Source organism: Pseudomonas asplenii (genome assembly GCF_900105475.1).
Classification (GTDB): domain Bacteria; phylum Pseudomonadota; class Gammaproteobacteria; order Pseudomonadales; family Pseudomonadaceae; genus Aquipseudomonas; species Aquipseudomonas asplenii.
Genome location: NZ_LT629777.1, coordinates 5,990,971 through 6,008,494 on the forward strand (window position 1 = coordinate 5,990,971; position 17,524 = coordinate 6,008,494).

The following is a 17,524-nucleotide window of genomic DNA, read 5'->3' on the forward strand; positions in this document are numbered from 1 at the left end:
CTCAGGAAACATGACCCATGAAACTGTCTACCTTGTTTATGGCTGGCGTATTGTCCGTTACTTCATTTGCGGCATTCGCCGAAGGCGGCTCCGATCGCGTCCGTGAGCGCTGGGAGAACTTTCAGGCCAGCCAGCAGATGGCGCGTGAACAGGCTGAGCAGCAGACATTGACCGCTCAGGCGCAGAAGAACGACGCGGCTTCGGGTGAAGTAAAAGCGGTTCAGCAGCAGCCTGATACCTGATTTTGCTCTAGCGATAACACCTCCAAGTGCTCCGCAAGCTTCTTGCGAGAGGTGTTTTCTTTTAGCGCCCGGATTGGGCGCTATTTTTTGATCGCGGTTTTAACTGGAACTATCGAGTAAATTTCTTACTCAGGGTATGCGCTACGTCATCAATCCGCGCAAACGGATATACACACCTGCCTACCACTCAAAAAAAGCCCCACAAACGCCCCCAGCCAACACAACGACCCAGGGCGCCCACCTCCACCAAACCAGAGCAGCAAAAGCCCCTGCCGCCAGCCCAAAATCCAACGGCCCCAGAATCGCGCTACTCCAGAGCGGCCGCCAAAACGCCGCCAGCAGCAGCCGCAGGAAGATCAGGAATACCGCCCATACGCTCGTGGTACCGGCCTGATGCGCCTGCTGACTCATGGCAACCCTCGACGGTTACAGGTATTTGTTCCAGAACATCATCTGACCATGGCTCGGATCGAGTTGGGCACCGCTGAACCCGAACTTCTCGTAGGCGGCCCGGGCCACCGTATTGCCTTCGAGCACTTCGAGGGTGAGCTTGCAGCAGCCACGCTGGCGAGCGATATCCTCGACCTTCTGCAGCATCTTGCGGCTCAGGCCCAGCCCACGAAACTTGCTCAGCACCGCCACGTCATGCACGTTCACCAAGGGCCGGCAGGCAAAGGTCGAGAAGCCTTCGAAACAGTTCACCAGCCCCGCCGGCTCACCGCCGACAAAGGCCAGCACGCTGAACGCATGGGCACGTTTGGCCAGCTCGGCCGGCAATTGCTCAAGCAGGTGCGGATCGAGCGACTGGCCGCCGCCCATCGGATCTTCGGCATAGTGGTTCAGCACCTGGGCAATGGCCTCGGCGTGCACCGGGTTGGTGTAGCTCGCCTGCAGTATCAATACATCTGCAACGTCCATGTTCATCCTCGACGGCATCATTAAAAGTCAGTTCTCTTTCAGGGAAACACGATTGTAAGCCCGAGCCAAAGCCCGAATGAAGGAAATTCGCCAACCCGGGCATCAGCAGGGCCGGACCTTGGCCCACCGGTTCACGCAACCGGGAAAAAGTGCTTCTGCGCCGACGCCAGGTCGATGGTACTGCGGTGAATCTGCAGTGCCAGACGGGCGCGGCCGCCTTGTCCGGCCTGGATTTTCCTGAAGGCCTCTTCCTCCCGTTGCGACTGGTAGTGGCCGCCGATCTTGCGTTGCTCCACGGTCTTCAGATGAGCGGCGGTAAAGTCTGCCTCCGCAGCCTGCAGGCTCGGGTAATGAAAATGCGCGTACCAGAGCGGGTTACCGGCGCTGTCGAGTATCGCGAACTCCTGCAGGAAGTCGTCCTTCTGCTTCTTCTGCGTCGGCAGTTGAAAACGTCTGCCTTCACGTCGCACCCGTGCCTCGCCTAGCTCCAGCAGGTAATCGACACGCAGCAATTGTGGTGGATTGGCCTTGATGGCGTCGATCCGCGCCTGTCGCCCTGCAGCCGTGAGCCTGGGCGCTGCTTCGCGCAACAGGCGCGCCACCGTGCGGGCACTCTTGACCCGCTCGGGGTTGCGCGGCGGCGTCTGCGGCATCGCCAGGACCCGATCGATCTCCTCGGCCTGGTGCTCCATCATTTCGGCGCGGATACGCAGGATGTCCTGCTGGGCCCGGGGCGAATCCGAACGCCTGGCCTGCGCACTCACCCGCGAAATAATCGATGACTCGTCGTCGAGCCACTGTTGTGCGGTGCTCAACAGTTTCTCCAGGCCGATCGCCGGTCTCGGTGCCGCAGGTGCTACCGGCGCGACCGTGACCTTGTCCCACAAGCCGTCTGCGGAACTCTGGCGGAAGCGCTCCGTCGAGCGGCCATGGGGATCGCGGATTTCCACCTCTTCCTGACCATCCTGCGAGGTCTGCAATTCACCGGACAACATCTGGTCGTAGCGCGTGTGGATGACTTTTTTCCGCGCGCGACCGGCCGATGTCGACGCCACCGGCAACGCGGGCAGGTCCCAATCATCGCGGCCCAACTGCTTACGCAAATCTTCCTCGGCGTCCTGCTCGAGTCGGCTCAGCAACCCGAGGGCTTTCTCCAACTGCGCGGTCGCGGGCTGGCGATTGTCGAGGCTGACCCGGCAGAATTCGAGCTTCTGCCGAAAATCGGCGGATTGGCCGAGCAGGGACTCCAGCAGGCTGACGCGCTCGCTCTCCACCAACTCACTGGTCTGGATGGCATCGAACGAGGAGTAATAGGATTGGTAAAGCCGCTCGCCCTGGCCCCAGATTTCCTCGAGCATTTCCCTGCCGATATCGTCGCTGTGCACTTCGGCTCGGGAAAACCAGGTGTAGAACTGCTCGATTCGCCATAACCGCACCTCCGTTTCAGCAGGCAGGCTGGAATTGAACGTCGCCAGCAATTTTTGATGCTCTTCACGCCCCTCACGAATGCTTTCCAGGCGGATCAGCAGGGCGTTTTTGCGAGTGGCCCAGTCGACCATCTTGTCCATGACCTCGCCATTATGTTCCAACAGGGCATAACTGCTGGCACGCTCCTGGGGTGTCAGTTCCTCCAACAACAGTTGCTGGCGTGCCGGCGACAGCAACGACAACGGCGAGGCCGATCGTCTCCACGCCTCGAACAAGGCCGGCAATGGCATTTTCCAGCGTTCCCTGAGCCAGGTAGTGTGCGAATGCAGCAGCGCATGCAGATCAAGCAGAGAGTTTTTCAGCACGGTGACCGTGGCCCGTGGATCAAGCCTGCGCAGGGCCTTGTACTGGTCGATCAGCTTCATCTGCTCCACATAGCGTTCCAGACGCGGCTCGAGTGCCCGGGTCAAGGCCTCCAACTCCTGGGTCAGGCGCTCGAAGCCCAGCCGGCTGATCATCTGTTCCGTGGACACCTTCACCCAGCGTTTCTGGGCGCTCATCAATCCCTCCTCCTCGGCCTCGTTCACCTGGTCAAAACTCAGCAGCTGATCTTGCAGAACCTTGAGCCGCTCCTCCACCGACGCCGAGGCAGCCGAGAGGGCGGACCTGGGAGAGCCGCCGCGCAAACGCTGGTCCAGGCTCCACTGACCGTGGCCATCAGCACGGACCCACGGGCCGGGGTTGCCCTTGCCATCGACGATCCGTACCCCTTCACCATCGGCCTCCCAGGCCACCTCATATAGATCACCCTGAATCAGCGCACACCACTTCCCGCCAACGTCCTGCTTGATATACACCAAGCCACGGGCCGGACCTGCAGTAACGAGCGTGCCCAACTCGGACAGGGCCGAAGCCGGCTTGTCGAAGGCGCGCAGCCGATAGGGGCGGACGCGCTTCATCAGCGCCTCGGGAATCGGCCAGCCGGACGACCACGGTTGCACCAGCGGTCGTGGCAAATCGTTCACGCGGGTGATGCTCGGCGGCAAGGCGTTCACCGGACGCACCGGCTCGGACGTGCGCGGCACAGCGCGCGTGCCGGCGACGCGGTGTTGCAACAGCAGGGTCGCGAGGTTGAACAGCAGGTCCGCCAGCCCGGCCGACAGCTCCTGCCGGCTGCCACGAGCGAGGAGCTGCAAGTCGTCATGGACGATCTTCACCACCACCAGCCAGGACAACACCGCCACCAGGTGCCCGAGGTAGGGCACCAACCCGGCAAACGGCAACTGACTGATACTCAGCAGGACCAGCCAGGCGCCCTCCTTCCACTGCGCCCAGCGCTGCTCGACATTCGACACCGACTGCCGGTCGGCCTGCTCGACCAGGGCCTTGACCGTGGCAACGAAGATCGCGTGCGGGTAATCACCCTCGACCAGCTCCTCGGCCAGGATCGCGGGTGCGGCTTTCGCAGGTTCAGGGGCAAATTCATCGCCCTGCTGGAACGTTTGGATATGCGGTTCGGCAAACCCTCCGGACTGGTAGCGAACGCGGGCCGTCTCGCCCATCCAGGTCAATACGCTGCTCTGCAACTCGCCGCCTTGGGCGATGGCCGCGAGCAGCGCCTGGGCGCTCTCGAACTGCTGCAGGGGCTGGCGCAGGAACAACGGCCGATAGAGAATCACCGGGCCGCTGGCCATGTCCCGTAGCCCGATGACAAACATCGCCATCACCGGGTCCGCCTGCCAATCGGCCCTGGCCTTGAAGGCCAGCGGGCGCAGGACGACTTCAGCGCCCTTGGACAATCGGTCGCCGACCGCCGGGCGAAGCAACGCCTGGACCAGGCCGACGCCTTCATCGTTGAATCCCGCCTGCCCCCTGATTTTCAATTCCAGGGCCTGCAATGGCAGGCTCGCGCGCAGTTGCGCAACGAACAGCGCCTCTCGCCGCGACGCCTCGACCCCATCGGTGATCAAGCGCGCTTTCAGCAGGTCGGGATACACCTGGCCGATATCCGCCCGAGTCACCAGGGCCCTGATGTAGTCCGGCGTCAACCAACCGGGAACCGGCGATTCGACCCCCTGGCGCCGAACAGCGATGCGCATGCCGCCATGCCGAAAGCCGCCCAGGTTGGCCAGGGCAAATTCCGTCAGGCTCATGGGCACTGTTTCCACCGTGCCCACCGCGCCACCGGCAGCGCCGGGCGAAGGCACCGCTTGAGCGACGGTGCGCTCCAGTTGCAGGTGGATGTCATCCGGGTGGGCGATGCCCTGCACCGTTGGGTGATCCGCGCGCATCAGGCGCTGCAATTGCCGGGCGGCGAACTGGTCCAGCGTGCCTATATCCTCCAGGTAATCCCGGCCTTTCGACTGGCATTGCACTCGCGCCAGCTCGCTGAGCTGGCCGCTGTAGAGCGCACGATCGGCGGCGCTCGCCTGCAGCAGCCAGGTCGGCAAGGAGTCGCTGCCCAGCTTCGGCGCCAGCGTGCCGCAGCTCTCCTGGTGGATCACCCGGAAACTGCCGGTATCGGGACTTTTCTCCGGCAGGACGAACCAACTGGCCGGATCGGTGATCGTGTCCAGTTGCCGCTGAAGCTCATTGCGTCCGGGCCATTGCCCAGGCTCCAGCAGGTTGAGCACCTGCAACTGATACTCCAGCAGCCCCTTCACCAGGCTTTCGCCAATCTGTTGGACGGGCTCGTTCCAACGCCAGATGACCTGCTCGGCGATCTCCAGATCGCGTCCGGCCATGCGCTTGCCGAGCAGCAGCCCGACCAGTTCGCTATCGCTCAGCCGCCCTGCGCGCAAGCCGCCTTCGGCTGGGTGGAAGTAGAGCGGGTATGGCAACGGGCGATTCTGTTCATAACGGATAAAACTGATGACCGGGAACAGTTCCGGGTAACGCCGCCCCTGGGCATCGATGCTGAAGACCCGAATCCGATGGGCGCGGATATCCAGCGAGGACAGGTCGTCGTCAGCGCCGCCACCGGACGGCGCGTAGCCCATGTAGAACGGCAGCCGTGCCAGATCGGCCTGGCCACCGGCGACGGGCGTCCGCCCGGGCACCAGCAGGCTGCCGAGCATCGCCGCCAGGCGCTCCCAACGGCTGGCGCCGCGGCCTTGCGGGGCAGCATTCCAGCTGTCGATCAGTTGCTGTTTGAGGGTTTGCGGCAACCCGAGCGAGGCCTGATGCAGGCGCCGCACCAAGGTATTGAGGTCGATCGCCAGCGGCTTGCCCCCCGCCGAAGGCCACTGTCGCCAAAGCTGGCTGCGCGCGTCCCAGTCCTGGCTGGTGGACTGCATCCGGGTCGGATGGCCCTGTGCGAAGCCTTCCACCAGCACTTCAGCCAGGCTGTAGACGTTATGCCCCGCAGGTTCGGCATCGATCCCCTGGGCCAGCAGCCAGTAGGGAACCGAAAGACGCACCTGCTCGGCCGACAGTGCAAAATTGCCATAGTGCTCGTCCAGCACCGCCTGGACCAGCGGCACGGCGGCCGACAATACGCTCGGAATCTCTGGAAACAACGCCTTGGCGGCCTGGGTCGGGTCCGTCGTCGGCCGATCCACACGGGAAGTTTGCGTTGACATGGTTGCAGCCCTCGTTCGAATGATGGGAACGAGTCATGACCTCACGCAGCAGCTTGCCGGACACGACTCTGGCGGCATTCAAACCCGAGGGCACCTCACAACGGCGTTATATAACTGGCCCCTGCGCCGGCCAATGGCCTATCCGTCGAGTCGCCCCATCACTGGCCGAAACGCTGCAGCTGCATCTCGTGCAGACGGCTGAGGGTGCGCCGAAACGCGAACGCCAGGTAGCCTTCGCTGTACAACTCGTCCAGCGGCACCTGCGCGGCGACGTACAGCGCCACCTTGCGGTCGTAGCACTCGTCCACCAGGGCAATGAAACGGCGCACGCTGTCATCATGGATCGACAGTTGCGGCAATTCGCGGTCGCCGGCGTCGACGCGCTGCGCGGCATCCTCGGTGCCCCGGGCGATGCGTCCGGGGCGCTGGCGGGCACTGAGGTTCGGCACCTGATCGAGGAAGATCGCCGTGTAACGATCGCACAGCGCCATGAAGTCCATCGCCGCCAACGGCTGCTCGCACAGTTCGGCATAACGGCACCAGAGCACACTCGGCGAAGCCTGCACCACCGTCAGGGTCCGATGCCCCATGGCGACCGGCTCGGCAGACACCGCCTGCCCGGCGGTCAGTGCGGCGAAAGCCTGGGCGAACCCCGTCGAGCCTTCCAGTGGCAGCACCCAATAACGCTGCAACGCCGCCCCCGGATGCAGTCGGTGATCCTCCCCTCCATCGACATCGACCACCACCATGTGCCGCTCGATCGCCGCAATCGCCGGCAGGAAGCGTTCACGGTTGAAACCCTCGGCATACAGTTGCTCCGGCGGCTGGTTGGAGGTGCAGACGATGACCACGCCTTCATCGAACATCACCTGGAACAGCCGCCCGAGAATGATCGCATCGCCGATGTCATTGACGAACAATTCGTCGAAACACAACACCCGCACCTCAGCCGCCAGCTCGCGGGCCAGCGCCCGCAACGGATCGGCGATCCCGCTCAACTGAAAGGAACGCTGGTGTACCCAGCCCATGAAGTGATGGAAATGCTGACGCCGTGACGGCACCCGCAGGGTCTGGTGGAACTGGTCCATCAGCCAGGTCTTGCCGCGTCCGACCGGCCCCCAGAGATACACCCCGCGCGGTATCTGCCCCTGGTGCAACGCTTCATGACAGTCTTGCAATGCCAGGACCGCCAACCGCTGGGCCGGGTCAACGACGAAGCCTTGCTCGACGGCTTGCTGGTAGGCGCTCAGGGGGGAATCGACAGTCATGGGCAGGACCGGAACAGGAGATGGCCAGGCAGTATGCCAGTTCGATCCGCCGGGCCATATCCGCCCCGATGCTCCTCGCCTGCCGCGAACTCTCGGATGAGCCTGGCGTCTATGCTTTGCTGTATCGTCAACCGGCCATTTCTCGTGAGGACTCCGCCATGCGCAAACTCCTGGGCCTTGGCCTGCTGCTCCTGACGCTCAGTGCCTGCGCCCTGTTCTCCAATCGCGATCCGCTGAACATCAGCGTGGTCGGTATCGAGCCGTTGCCCAGCCAGGACATGGAGGTGCGTTTTGCCGTGACCCTGCGCGTGCAAAATCCCAACGAGACGGCCATCGCCTACAACGGCGTGGCCCTCGACCTGGAGGTGAACGACCAGCCGCTGGCCTCCGGCGTCAGCAATCAGCAGGGAACGCTCCAGCGCTTTTCCGAAACCACACTGACGGTGCCGGTCAGCGTCTCGGCCTTTTCCATGCTGCGCCAGACCCTGGGCCTGAGCCAGGCACGCAGCCTCGACGGACTGCCCTACGTGCTGCACGGCAAGCTGGCCGGCGGACCGTTCGGCACAATGCGTTTCGTCGAACGGGGTCGCCTGGAACTGACCGGCCCCAACGCCAGCGGTTGGTGAGCGCGCTCACCTGCCTGGCAGCAAAGGCTGCTATAAAAGCCCTTTCAACTTGCGTCCAGGACGGCCCCTCTCATGGAAAAATACCCCACGCTGTATAGCGAACGGTTGATCCTGCAACCCATGACGCTGGCCGACGCCCCCGCCGTCCAGCAACTGTTCCCGCACTGGGAGGTGGTCCGCTACCTCAATGCCCTGGTGCCCTGGCCCTACCCGGACGATGGCGCCTTGAACTATCTGCGCGATATCGCCCTGCCTGCCGTCGAACGTGGCGAGGAATGGCTCTGGTCGATTCGGCTGAAGACCGCACCGCAGCAGATGATCGGCTCCATCAGCCTCATGAACGAAACCGACAACAACCGCGGTTTCTGGCTCGCCCCGCAGTGGCAGGGCCAGGGGCTGATGAGCGAAGCCAGCCGCGTGGTGGCCCACTACTGGTTCGAAGTGCTTGAGCGGCCGCTGATGCGCGTGCCCAAGGCGGCAGCGAACCTGGCCTCAAGGCGGATTTCAGAACGTGAAGGCATGCGCCTGATCCGTAGCGAGGAGCGCACCTTCGTCAGCGGGCGATTACCCTGCGACCTCTGGGAAATCACCCGTGAAGAATGGCGGCGCAACCAGTCGCCGGATTCGTGCATCAGTCCTGGATGAAGCGCACACCCGGCTTGGCCCGCTCGTCCACCCGCAGCTCGAACACGTCCGGGCGCGAGTAGTGGCCGGTCACGTCGAAATCATAACGGGCACGGACCAGTTCCTCGGTATCGATCTCGGCAGTCAGCAGACCGGCCTCACCCACCAACGGCCCGGCCAGCACGTCGCCCATCGGCCCGACGATCAGACTGCCGCCGTTGATCAACGGCCGCTCGTGCGGCCAGTTCTCGACGTGGCTGCCCAGTGCCGCCGGTGACGGCTGGACCTGGCAGGCAGTGACCACAAAGCAGCGCCCCTCGCAGGCCACATGACGCATGGTCACCCGCCACATTTCGCGCTCGTCCACCGTTGGCGCACACCAGACGTCCACGCCCTTGGCGTACATCGCAGTGCGTAGCAGCGGCATGTAGTTTTCCCAGCAGACCGCCGAACCGAGCCGCCCGGCCTTGCCTTCCACCACTGGCAGGGTCGAACCGTCGCCCTTGCCCCAGATCAGCCGCTCGGTACCGGTCGGCATCAATTTGCGGTGCTTGGCCACCAAGCCAGCCTGCGGATCGAAGAACAGCACGGTACAAAACAGGCTATGGCCGTTGCGCTCGATCACGCCGAGCACCAGGTTGGCCCCGGTGCGGGCGGACAAGCCGGCCAACGCCTCGGTTTCCGGCCCCGGAACGTCGATTGCATTGGCGTGATAACGGGCGAACGCCTCACGCCCTTCCGGCAAGCGATAACCCAATTGGGTGCCGAAGGTCTCGCCTTTCGGGTAGCCGCCGAGCAGCGCTTCCGGCATCACCACCAGGCAGGCGCCGGAGTCGACGATGGCCGCTTCATAGGAAAGGATCTGTTCCAGCGTATCGGCCTTGCCCCCCGGCAAGGAACCGATCTGCAGCGCGGCAACGATGGATGTGGACATGAGCGGTTCTCCCTGGCTTGAGTTCGTGTTGCGAATTGTCATGGCGCAACCGATCATGAATAAAGACCACTTCATCACTGAATGATATGAACACTACAAATATCAAGACGCTGGACCTGAACCTGCTCAAGGTCTTCGAAGCCCTGCACGACGAGTCCAGTGCCAGCCGCGCGGCGGTACGCCTGGGCGTCACCCAGTCGGCCATAAGCGCCGCACTGCGACGGCTGCGCGAGGTGTACGGCGACCCGCTGTTCGTTCGCACCGGCCGCGGGCTGGCGCCCACCCTGTGCGCCAACCAGCTCAAACCGGTGATCAGTGAAGCCTTGAACAAATGTCGACAGAGCCTGGCGCTGGTCGACCCGCAAGCCCGGCACTACGAAGGCCGCTCGGTGATCATCGGGCTCTCCGACGACTTCGAGATCGCCTACGGTCGCCGCCTGATGGCGCTGATCGCCCAGCAGGCACCGCGCCTGCGCCTGATCTTTCGCCAGACCCACAGCCAGATAGTCGGCGAAGGGCTGCTGCAACGCCAGTTCGACCTGGCGATCACCGCGGGCGGCTTCGCCGAACGCCTGCTCAGCCGGCGGGTATTGGCGGAAGGCGATTATCGCTGCCTGGTCGACCCCGAAAGCCTGGAGCCCGGCCAGACCGAGCTGAATCTGGAGCAGTTCGTTGCCCGCGAGCACATCCTGGTCTCGTCCGGCGGTTTTATCGGGATCACCGACGAAGCACTGGCCGGATTGGGCCTGGGCCGACATGTCAGCGCCTCGACCAGCCATTTCGCCGCCTTGCCCTACCTGCTCAAGGGCAGCCAGGCGGTGGCAACCATTCCGACGCATGCCGCCCAGGCCATCGTCGAACTCAGCGGGCTGCGCCTGCTGCCCTGCCCCATGCCCCTGCCGCGCTACCCGATCGAACTGGGCTGGCGCACCAGCGCCTCGCTCGATCCGGCGGTACTGAAAGTACAGGCCGCCATTTTTCAATGTTTTCACATGCCCTGAGTCATGATGAATACCTGATCGACAGACGCTTTTTCCGGGACACTGGATGAAGAATCCGGCCAGAACGGATATGCATGTGCCATATCCTGTTCTCGGCGGGTCCCTGGGAAGGTTAGAATGTAGGAAATAGGGAAGAGTCAATGACAGAGCAGATCCTCTCAGAAGCCGAGTACGATGCGATCACCGATGCTGCCGCGCACTGGTGCATGCGTCTGCATGAGCAGGATTGCACGGCGCAGGAACGTGCTCAGTTCGAGGCGTGGCTCAAGGCTGATCCGCTGCATGCCAGCGAATACGAGGCGATGCTGGAGATCTGGGACGTCGCCGGCCACCTGCCACGTCCACCGCAGGCCCAAGTCATCCCTCTGCCCGTCAAGCGCCGCCACTGGCCGCGTTATGGCATGGCCGCCAGCGCCCTGCTGGCGATTCCCCTGGCCGGTTATATCGGCTGGAGCCTGGGCTGGATACCCAGTTCCTACCAGACCTTTGAAGCCGGCAACCGTGTCGAGCACATCACTCTCGCCGACGGCAGCCAGGTCGAACTGAACCTGGGCAGCCAACTGACCTACAGCAACTACAAGGATCAGCGCCGGGTCACGCTGAAGAAAGGCGAAGCTTTCTTCGATGTCAGCCACAACGCCGAGCACCCTTTCGTGGTGAAAGCCGCCAAGGGCCAGATCCGCGTCACCGGGACCCAATTCAACGTCTGGATGTACCAAGACCAGGTGCGCGTGACCTTGCTGCAGGGTTCCGTGCTGGTCAGCAGCGACAGCAGCACGCCCGGTGGCTATCGCCTCGACCCGGGCATGCAGGCCCGCTACAAGGCCGCAGACTACGAGCCGCAAATCAGCCAGACCTATGCCAATGACACCTCACTGGCCTGGCGCAGCGGCAAGTTGATCCTCGACAACCTGCCCCTCAGCGAGGCCCTGCCGCTGATCAACCGTTACCTGTCCGCCCCGGTAGTCCTTGCCGACACGGCCACCGGCACGATCCGCATCGGCGGTATCTACAACACCAGCGACGTCAGGAAGCTGGTCACCTCGCTGCCCAAGGTGCTGCCGGTCTACCTGACCCAGAACAAGGATGGCAACCCGGTGCTCAACGCCATTCCCGGGGCAAAACCCCAGGCCTGAGTCCGCAGCCCTCCCGCTCCTACAGACGAGGGCGGATGTCCCTCAATCCTTCTCGCGAATCACCTGCAACCGATACGTCGGGTCAGCCTTGATCTGCATCTCGGAAAACGGCAACACGCTCCAGGTCTTCTTCGAAAAGGCCTCGGTCTGATCACGAAAGTGCGCCGACGCCGGATCGCTGGACAATGACGGCGCCAACAACCCTACCGCCTGCGGGCCGTGCTCATCGAAGCTGACCACCTGCAGATAACTGGTACCGCTGATCACCTCACGTTTGCCAGCCTCGCCCTCAATACTCTGGATTGCGTTGTACACCCCCAGCGTCGACGGTCCGCCATGCACCGGCACCGGGTGCCCGCCCAGACTGACCTGCTGGATATCACCCCAGCGGGAATCCGCCGTCAGTCCCGCCTTGTTCACACTCGCCACCGAGGCCAGCATCGCTTCCCGCACCGCCCCGGCCACTTCGGCCCGCCCGATGTCCAGCCCACGCGGGGTATGCCGTGGGTTGGCCGGATCAAAGCTGATGCGCCAGATATCGTCGTGCTCGAACAACTGGGCCATGATCTTCTGGAAATGCACGAACCCCACGCCACTCTGCAGATTGGCATGCTGGTCCCAGCTCTTGAGACTGGCACACAGCGGCGCCAGGGTCGCAGCATCCGCCCCCAGATCGCCACCACAGAACTGCAGCAGGTCAGGCAGTACCTGGCTGGCCAGGTAGACCTGATCATCCATGACCATCGCCTGCAGATCCTCGACCTTGACCGGCCCGTTCTGCTTCAAGCGCTCCAACTGATCCAGGGCAAAGCGTGCACGCGGGCCCAGCGGCTGGCCGTCACGGCTGATCAGCGGCGAAAAGCCCTTGAGCGGCGCCGCCGGGTTGACCATCCAAGCCGAGTCATTGGAGTTCTGCACATAGTCGCCGCGCTCGAGCTGCGGCAAGCGGTCCGCCGGGAAAATCCCTTTCTGCGCAGCCTGGGCAGAGACCTTCCAGGCACAGTCACGGCGTGAACCATCGAGCACGATCAGCTCGCTGCCGGCACGCGGATCGCTGCACTGGCGCAACTGGTCGGCGTCCACGTACGGCACCACCGACAGGTTCATGTACAGCGCCCGGCCGCGATCATCCACGGCGAGGGTATTGACCCACGGAATCCCCTGGATCCTGTGCACCGCCGCCTGGAACGCCTTGAGGCTGTCGGCGCGGTTCATTTCGCTCCACTGTTGCAGGACCCGGTCGTTGTCCTGGTTGGCATCACGCAGGCTGAACGCCACCTGGCGATTCCAGTCGAGCTTGCCGGGCCATTGCACCACCGGCCCGAACACCGAGCTGTAGACCCACCGCGACATCGGTTTCAGGCTGCCATCCGCCTGCTTGACCTGAACGGTGACCTGACGCTTGTCCATCGCCGTGGACTGGCCATCGAGCAGGTAGCGCGTCGGGTCCTTGGGGTCCAATTGCAGGCGATACAGGGTGAAGTGCTTGGACGTGTCGACCGTATGGGTCCAGGCCAGGTGCTGGTTGAAACCGATATTGATCAGTGGCAGGCCCGGCAGCGCCGCGCCCATCACGTCGAGCTTGCCAGGAATGGTCAGGTGCATCTGGTAGAAACGCATGCCGCCGACCCACGGGAAGTGCGGGTTACCCAGCAACAGGCCACGGCCGTTGAACGAGCGCTCGCCCCCGATCGCCACACCGTTGCTGCCGCGATCCAGGGCAAAGCGCTGCATGCGTTCGGCCGCCACCTGGAAGCCCGCCGACGGCCGTTGCGCGGTCTGCTCGGGCGGAGTCGCAGCAGCCAGGGCTTCGATGAATTGCCCGAGACCACCTTCAACCAGCAGCCTTCGAGTCAGCTTGACCTGGTCGAGCACGGTGATCGGCCTTACCCAGTCGCCCTGGCACTGTTCCGGCAGCCCCTGGGCCTGGCGCTCGCGCAACTGGCGGTTGTAACCGGCCACATAACCTTCAACCCGCTGTTTCATTTGCGGGGTTTGCGCCTGCCAGAACGCCGAGACCGCCGCTGGGGTGTTGAATCCGTTGAAGAACAGGTCGCTGACAAGGTTTTCCGTCTGCTCGACGGTCGTCTCCTGCGGCCCGAAATACTTCGACCGCTCGCCATTGACCGTGACGATTTCATTGGCCAGCAGGCACAGGTTGTCCTGGGCATAGGCATAGCCGATGCCATAGCCCAGGCCACGCTCGTCGGCGGCCAGAATATGCGGGACACCAAAAGTGGTACGGCGGATGTCAGCGCTCAGCTCAGTGCCCTGGGAGCGGGCATGGGCGCCCAGGCTCAGGCCGATCAACAACGTTGCAAGACAGCACCTGGAAAATGGCCGGAAAATGATCACGCAGACTCCTGATAAAACCGTCGAATACCAGGCAGCACGGAACATGACGACAACGGGGCGCCTGGAAAAACCGGCGCCCACGCAAAAGCACAGGGCAGCCGGTGCCTGCCCATAGAAACGAATGGTCATGCATAAATTTAGCCCGTCAGACAGCTCAAATTCAGCCCTTCGACATCGCTGCGACCTGGTTCCAACAAATTTTCTACATTCGAGGCTTCATGATTTATCGGTCTCGTTCGTCTTTAATTTTAAAGAGAGCAGACATCACTTTCCTGATCAGGCTCTGAAAAGGAGTTTTTCGCATGTACGACCAGCACAGGCCTATGGACGGTATTTCATTGCAACGCGATCCCACCTACAGCTCGGGCGCCCTGTTTGCCAAACCGGCCGAGCGCAATGGCAACGAACGCATTCGCCAACTGCTCAAGCACTTCGGCTTGCGCACCAGCCTGATTCGGCTGAAGGTGATCGATGCCCTGCTCAACGCTGGCGACGGCCAGCGTCGCCTGGGCGTGCGCGGCGTTCACGGCCATCTGCTGGAACTGGACATTCCGTTGTCCTTTCTCAGCGTGCGTGAAGTCCTCAAGCGCTTGTGCAGCGAGGGTGTCGTGGTGTTGAACACCGACAAGACCTACAGCCTGCACTCCGATGCCCTGACGGCACTGGAACATCAGGACTGAACGTCGGCGATGCGGCAGGGAAGCTCCGCGTTGCCACTCACTATCGATCAACCGCCCATTGCGCGGCGGCTGACATCAAGCACGATAACGTCTCAGGGCTTGACCTTGCGACGCATCACGCCGTTGATGATCACCACCACGACCGCTACGCCAATCGCGATGTACTGGAACAGCTTCTCGCTGATCACGCCGGTGCTCTGCAGGTAGGTGAGGCCGAACATGATCCCCAGTACTACCAGGACGACCAGAATCGAGTATTTCAAACGTTGTGCCTGGGTCATTGCCTATATCCTGAAGGAGACCTGAAACGCCCAGGCCTCGGGTGAAATGTATCCGGTTTGTATCGAATTCCATGCCAAGCACCTACAGCGCCCGACGAATAAGCCGACCCAAACGCAGTCTCATGATACAGGCGAGCCAGAGTTTTCGCTGCCCGCCTTTAACCATGAGGATGTGTCCATGTTTCGTCGAATCACACTGCTGATTCCTGCGCTGATCCTGTTGTCGCTGAGCGGTTGCATCATCCTGCCGCACGACCACGGTGGTTGGCATGATCACCGCTACTATGACGGCGGTCCCGGTTATTATGGTGGCGGCCCCGGTTACTATCGTCGCTGACATTCACGGGTGAGCCAACGGCTCACCCGTTTCGTTTGAGCCCCGCCACTCGCCTCTCTCAGCGCTTGAAACCGATGCCCGGCCGGGCACACACCTGCACCAGCCAATCGACGAACACCCGCACCCGCTGGGACAATTGCCGGTGTGGCGGGTACAGCGCCGCCAGCGGCAAGCCGGGTTGCGGCACACCCGGCAAGACTTCGCACAGACGCCCGTCGCGCAGTTGCTCGACCACGTGATAATACGGAATCTGCACCAGGCCGAAGCCGGCTTCGCAGGCCGCCAGGTAGCCATCGGCACTGCTCACCGAGATCTGCTTGGGCAGGTACAGCTCCTGCACCTGGCCGTCGCGGAGAAACTCCAGGCCAAAACGCCTGCCGTTGACGCTGGAAAAATACTCGACCATCCGATGTCCGGACAGCGCCTCCAGTGACTGCGGCACACCCTGTTCACGCAAATAGGCCGGACTGGCGCAGAGCAGTTGTTCGATGGTCACCAGCGGCCGAGCCACCAGTGACTCATCCAGCACGCCACCGCCACGCAGGACGCAGTCGATGCCTTCGCGAATCAGATCGACCGGACGGTCGTTCAAACCGATTTCCAACTCGATCAACGGGTAGCGTGCAGTGAACTCCGGCAGCACCGGGATCACGATCAACCGGCCAATGGCCGCCGGCATGTCGACCCGCAAGGTGCCCCGGGGATTGAGGCGGGAAGAGCGAAACACCGCCTCGGTTTCCTCCAGATCCGCCAGCAGTTGCACACAGCGCTGGTAGTAGGCCTCACCATCGAGGGTGGCGCTGACCTGGCGGGTGGTCCGATGCAACAACTGCACGCCCAGGTGCGTTTCCAATTGCTTGATCAGGATGGTCACCGAGGCCCGTGGCAGTTGCAGGCTGTCCGCGGCCTTGGCGAAACCGCCCAGCTCGACGATCCGGGTAAACACGCGCATGGCGTTGAAGCGGTCCATGGGACATCCACTCTTGAGAATATTGTTTAGAAAATACGAACAGTGATAGCATTTTTAGCCGGTTTATCGCGCTTTTGTCGAGGATCAGAATGGGCCACCTTCACCTCAACGGAGCGTCAACGATGCATACGCGTCAACTGGGTAAAAACGGCCCGCAGGTTTCCGCCATCGGCCTTGGCTGCATGGGCATGAGCGATTTCTATACGAGCGGCAACACCGACGGCAGCAACCGCGAGTCCATTGCCACCCTGCACCGCGCCCTCGAACTGGGTGTGACGCTGCTCGATACCGCCGACATGTATGGCCCCTATCGCAACGAGGAACTGATCGGCCAGGCGATTGCCGGCAAGCGCGACCAGGCGTTCCTGGCGAGCAAGTTCGGCATTCTGCGCGACTCGGCCAACCCGGCATTGCGCGGGGTCGACGGGCGGCCGGAGTATGTGCGCAGTTCCATCGATGGCACCTTGAAGCGCCTGGGTGTCGAAACCCTGGACCTGTATTACCTGCACCGGGTCGACCCGCAGGTCGCCATCGAAGAAACCGTCGGCGCCATGGCTGAACTGGTCCAGGCCGGCAAGGTGCGCTACCTGGGCTTGAGCGAAGCCTCGGTGAATACCCTGGAACGGGCGCACAAGGTCCATCCGATCAGCGCCCTGCAAAGCGAGTATTCCCTGTGGAGTCGCGACCCGGAGCACAACGGCTGCCTGCAGGCCTGCCAACGATTGGGTATCGCCTTCGTGCCCTACAGCCCCTTGGGCCGGGGCTTCCTCACCGGCGCCCTGAAAAGCCCGGACGACTTTGCCGCCGATGACTTTCGGCGCACCAACCCGCGTTTCCAGGACGAGAATTTCGCCAGGAACCTGCAACTGGTCGAGCAGGTTCGGGCGCTGGCGGCGCAAAAAGGTGTCAGCACCGGACAGCTGGCCCTCGCCTGGGTGCTGGCCCAGGGTGACTACCTGATCCCGATTCCCGGGACCCGGCAGCGCAAATACCTGGAAGAAAATGTCGCGGCGCTGGAAGTGCACCTGAGCACGGCCGAACTGCGGGCGCTGGATGAGGTGTTTCCGGCGGACGCAGCGGCCGGCAGCCGTTATGCGGAGGCGGTAATGCAGGGGCTCAACCGCTAGGCTTGAAGCCGTGGGC

The 17,524-nt window shown here is 62.8% G+C and carries 15 protein-coding genes; 8 read left to right on the forward strand and 7 right to left on the reverse strand.

Translation table 11 applies throughout. From position 1 onward, the window contains the following. The first annotated feature begins 17 nt into the window (after positions 1–17). Positions 18–242, forward strand: a complete 225-nt coding sequence (locus BLU37_RS26595) for a hypothetical protein (protein ID WP_019361813.1) — start codon at positions 18–20, stop codon at positions 240–242. Between the two features lie 426 nt (positions 243–668). Here BLU37_RS26595 and BLU37_RS26605 read toward each other — a convergent pair whose 3' ends face one another. From BLU37_RS26605 to zapE, 3 genes are all read right to left on the reverse strand, one after another. After that, a complete protein-coding gene (locus BLU37_RS26605; RefSeq protein WP_010445553.1) occupies positions 669–1,160 on the reverse strand; it encodes a GNAT family N-acetyltransferase in 492 nt (163 codons plus the stop codon). A gap of 131 nt (positions 1,161–1,291) precedes the next feature. Then, a complete protein-coding gene (locus BLU37_RS26610; RefSeq protein WP_157696417.1) occupies positions 1,292–6,169 on the reverse strand; it encodes a hypothetical protein in 4,878 nt (1,625 codons plus the stop codon). Between the two features lie 158 nt (positions 6,170–6,327). Beyond that, complete coding sequence (zapE, locus tag BLU37_RS26615; protein WP_090210331.1) at positions 6,328–7,437, reverse strand: cell division protein ZapE; 1,110 nt, start codon at positions 7,435–7,437, stop codon at positions 6,328–6,330. Positions 7,438–7,595: 158 nt separating this feature from the next. Here zapE and BLU37_RS26620 point away from each other — a divergent pair, with 158 nt between their 5' ends. After that, on the forward strand, positions 7,596–8,063 hold the full coding sequence (locus BLU37_RS26620) for an LEA type 2 family protein (protein ID WP_090211015.1): 468 nt from the start codon (positions 7,596–7,598) through the stop codon (positions 8,061–8,063). 72 nt (positions 8,064–8,135) lie between these two features. After that, positions 8,136–8,708, forward strand: a complete 573-nt coding sequence (locus BLU37_RS26625) for a GNAT family N-acetyltransferase (RefSeq protein WP_090210333.1) — start codon at positions 8,136–8,138, stop codon at positions 8,706–8,708. On the opposite strand, the gene BLU37_RS26630 is transcribed toward BLU37_RS26625, so the two are convergent. After that, complete coding sequence (locus tag BLU37_RS26630) at positions 8,695–9,621, reverse strand: carbon-nitrogen hydrolase family protein (RefSeq protein ID WP_010445559.1); 927 nt, start codon at positions 9,619–9,621, stop codon at positions 8,695–8,697. The two genes, BLU37_RS26625 and BLU37_RS26630, sit on opposite strands and share 14 nt — an antisense overlap. 86 nt (positions 9,622–9,707) lie before the next feature. On the opposite strand from BLU37_RS26630, the gene BLU37_RS26635 reads away from it, so the two are divergent. Together BLU37_RS26635 and BLU37_RS26640 are read left to right on the forward strand one after the other, a co-directional pair. After that, positions 9,708–10,622, forward strand: a complete 915-nt coding sequence (locus BLU37_RS26635) for a LysR family transcriptional regulator (protein WP_010445560.1) — start codon at positions 9,708–9,710, stop codon at positions 10,620–10,622. A 140-nt stretch (positions 10,623–10,762) separates the two neighbouring features. Next, entirely contained in the window at positions 10,763–11,758 is a 996-nt protein-coding gene (locus tag BLU37_RS26640; protein ID WP_010445561.1) for a FecR family protein, read from the forward strand. Positions 11,759–11,800: 42 nt separating this feature from the next. Here the strand turns inward: BLU37_RS26640 and pvdQ are convergent, their stop codons facing one another. Further along, positions 11,801–14,113 (reverse strand): bifunctional acylase PvdQ, encoded by a 2,313-nt coding sequence (gene pvdQ / locus BLU37_RS26645; protein WP_172833068.1) that lies wholly within the window; start codon positions 14,111–14,113, stop codon positions 11,801–11,803. A 302-nt stretch (positions 14,114–14,415) separates the two neighbouring features. Between pvdQ and BLU37_RS26650 the strand changes: the two genes are divergently transcribed. Beyond that, positions 14,416–14,793 (forward strand): fe2+ zn2+ uptake regulation protein, encoded by a 378-nt coding sequence (locus BLU37_RS26650; RefSeq protein WP_090210337.1) that lies wholly within the window; start codon positions 14,416–14,418, stop codon positions 14,791–14,793. A gap of 92 nt (positions 14,794–14,885) precedes the next feature. Here the strand turns inward: BLU37_RS26650 and BLU37_RS26655 are convergent, their stop codons facing one another. Then, on the reverse strand, positions 14,886–15,074 hold the full coding sequence (locus tag BLU37_RS26655; protein WP_010445564.1) for a hypothetical protein: 189 nt from the start codon (positions 15,072–15,074) through the stop codon (positions 14,886–14,888). 178 nt (positions 15,075–15,252) lie between these two features. Between BLU37_RS26655 and BLU37_RS29300 the strand changes: the two genes are divergently transcribed. Continuing rightward, entirely contained in the window at positions 15,253–15,411 is a 159-nt protein-coding gene (locus BLU37_RS29300) for a hypothetical protein (RefSeq protein ID WP_010445565.1), read from the forward strand. A 58-nt stretch (positions 15,412–15,469) separates the two neighbouring features. On the opposite strand, the gene BLU37_RS26665 is transcribed toward BLU37_RS29300, so the two are convergent. Beyond that, positions 15,470–16,381: a LysR family transcriptional regulator gene (locus BLU37_RS26665; RefSeq protein WP_090210339.1), complete on the reverse strand. Its 912-nt coding sequence runs from the start codon at positions 16,379–16,381 to the stop codon at positions 15,470–15,472. A gap of 122 nt (positions 16,382–16,503) precedes the next feature. Between BLU37_RS26665 and BLU37_RS26670 the strand changes: the two genes are divergently transcribed. Next, the gene (locus tag BLU37_RS26670; RefSeq protein WP_090210341.1) at positions 16,504–17,508 is read left to right on the forward strand and encodes an aldo/keto reductase; all 1,005 of its coding nucleotides are present in this window, start codon (positions 16,504–16,506) and stop codon (positions 17,506–17,508) included. Positions 17,509–17,524: the final 16 nt, after the last annotated feature.

What these genes read in the sequence shown, in the direction of transcription:
- BLU37_RS26620 (WP_090211015.1), top strand. Translation starts at nt 7,596, where the DNA reads ATGCGCAAACTCCTGGGCCTTGGCCTGCTGCTCCTGACGCTCAGTGCC.
- BLU37_RS26640 (WP_010445561.1), top strand. Translation starts at nt 10,763, where the DNA reads ATGACAGAGCAGATCCTCTCAGAAGCCGAGTACGATGCGATCACCGAT.
- BLU37_RS26610 (WP_157696417.1), bottom strand. Translation starts at nt 6,169, where the DNA reads ATGTCAACGCAAACTTCCCGTGTGGATCGGCCGACGACGGACCCGACC.
- BLU37_RS26665 (WP_090210339.1), bottom strand. Translation starts at nt 16,381, where the DNA reads ATGGACCGCTTCAACGCCATGCGCGTGTTTACCCGGATCGTCGAGCTG.
- BLU37_RS26595 (WP_019361813.1), top strand. Translation starts at nt 18, where the DNA reads ATGAAACTGTCTACCTTGTTTATGGCTGGCGTATTGTCCGTTACTTCA.
- BLU37_RS26650 (WP_090210337.1), top strand. Translation starts at nt 14,416, where the DNA reads ATGTACGACCAGCACAGGCCTATGGACGGTATTTCATTGCAACGCGAT.
- BLU37_RS26630 (WP_010445559.1), bottom strand. Translation starts at nt 9,621, where the DNA reads ATGTCCACATCCATCGTTGCCGCGCTGCAGATCGGTTCCTTGCCGGGG.
- BLU37_RS26655 (WP_010445564.1), bottom strand. Translation starts at nt 15,074, where the DNA reads ATGACCCAGGCACAACGTTTGAAATACTCGATTCTGGTCGTCCTGGTA.
- BLU37_RS26670 (WP_090210341.1), top strand. Translation starts at nt 16,504, where the DNA reads ATGCATACGCGTCAACTGGGTAAAAACGGCCCGCAGGTTTCCGCCATC.
- zapE (WP_090210331.1), bottom strand. Translation starts at nt 7,437, where the DNA reads ATGACTGTCGATTCCCCCCTGAGCGCCTACCAGCAAGCCGTCGAGCAA.
- BLU37_RS26625 (WP_090210333.1), top strand. Translation starts at nt 8,136, where the DNA reads ATGGAAAAATACCCCACGCTGTATAGCGAACGGTTGATCCTGCAACCC.
- BLU37_RS26635 (WP_010445560.1), top strand. Translation starts at nt 9,708, where the DNA reads ATGAACACTACAAATATCAAGACGCTGGACCTGAACCTGCTCAAGGTC.
- BLU37_RS26605 (WP_010445553.1), bottom strand. Translation starts at nt 1,160, where the DNA reads ATGGACGTTGCAGATGTATTGATACTGCAGGCGAGCTACACCAACCCG.
- BLU37_RS29300 (WP_010445565.1), top strand. Translation starts at nt 15,253, where the DNA reads ATGTTTCGTCGAATCACACTGCTGATTCCTGCGCTGATCCTGTTGTCG.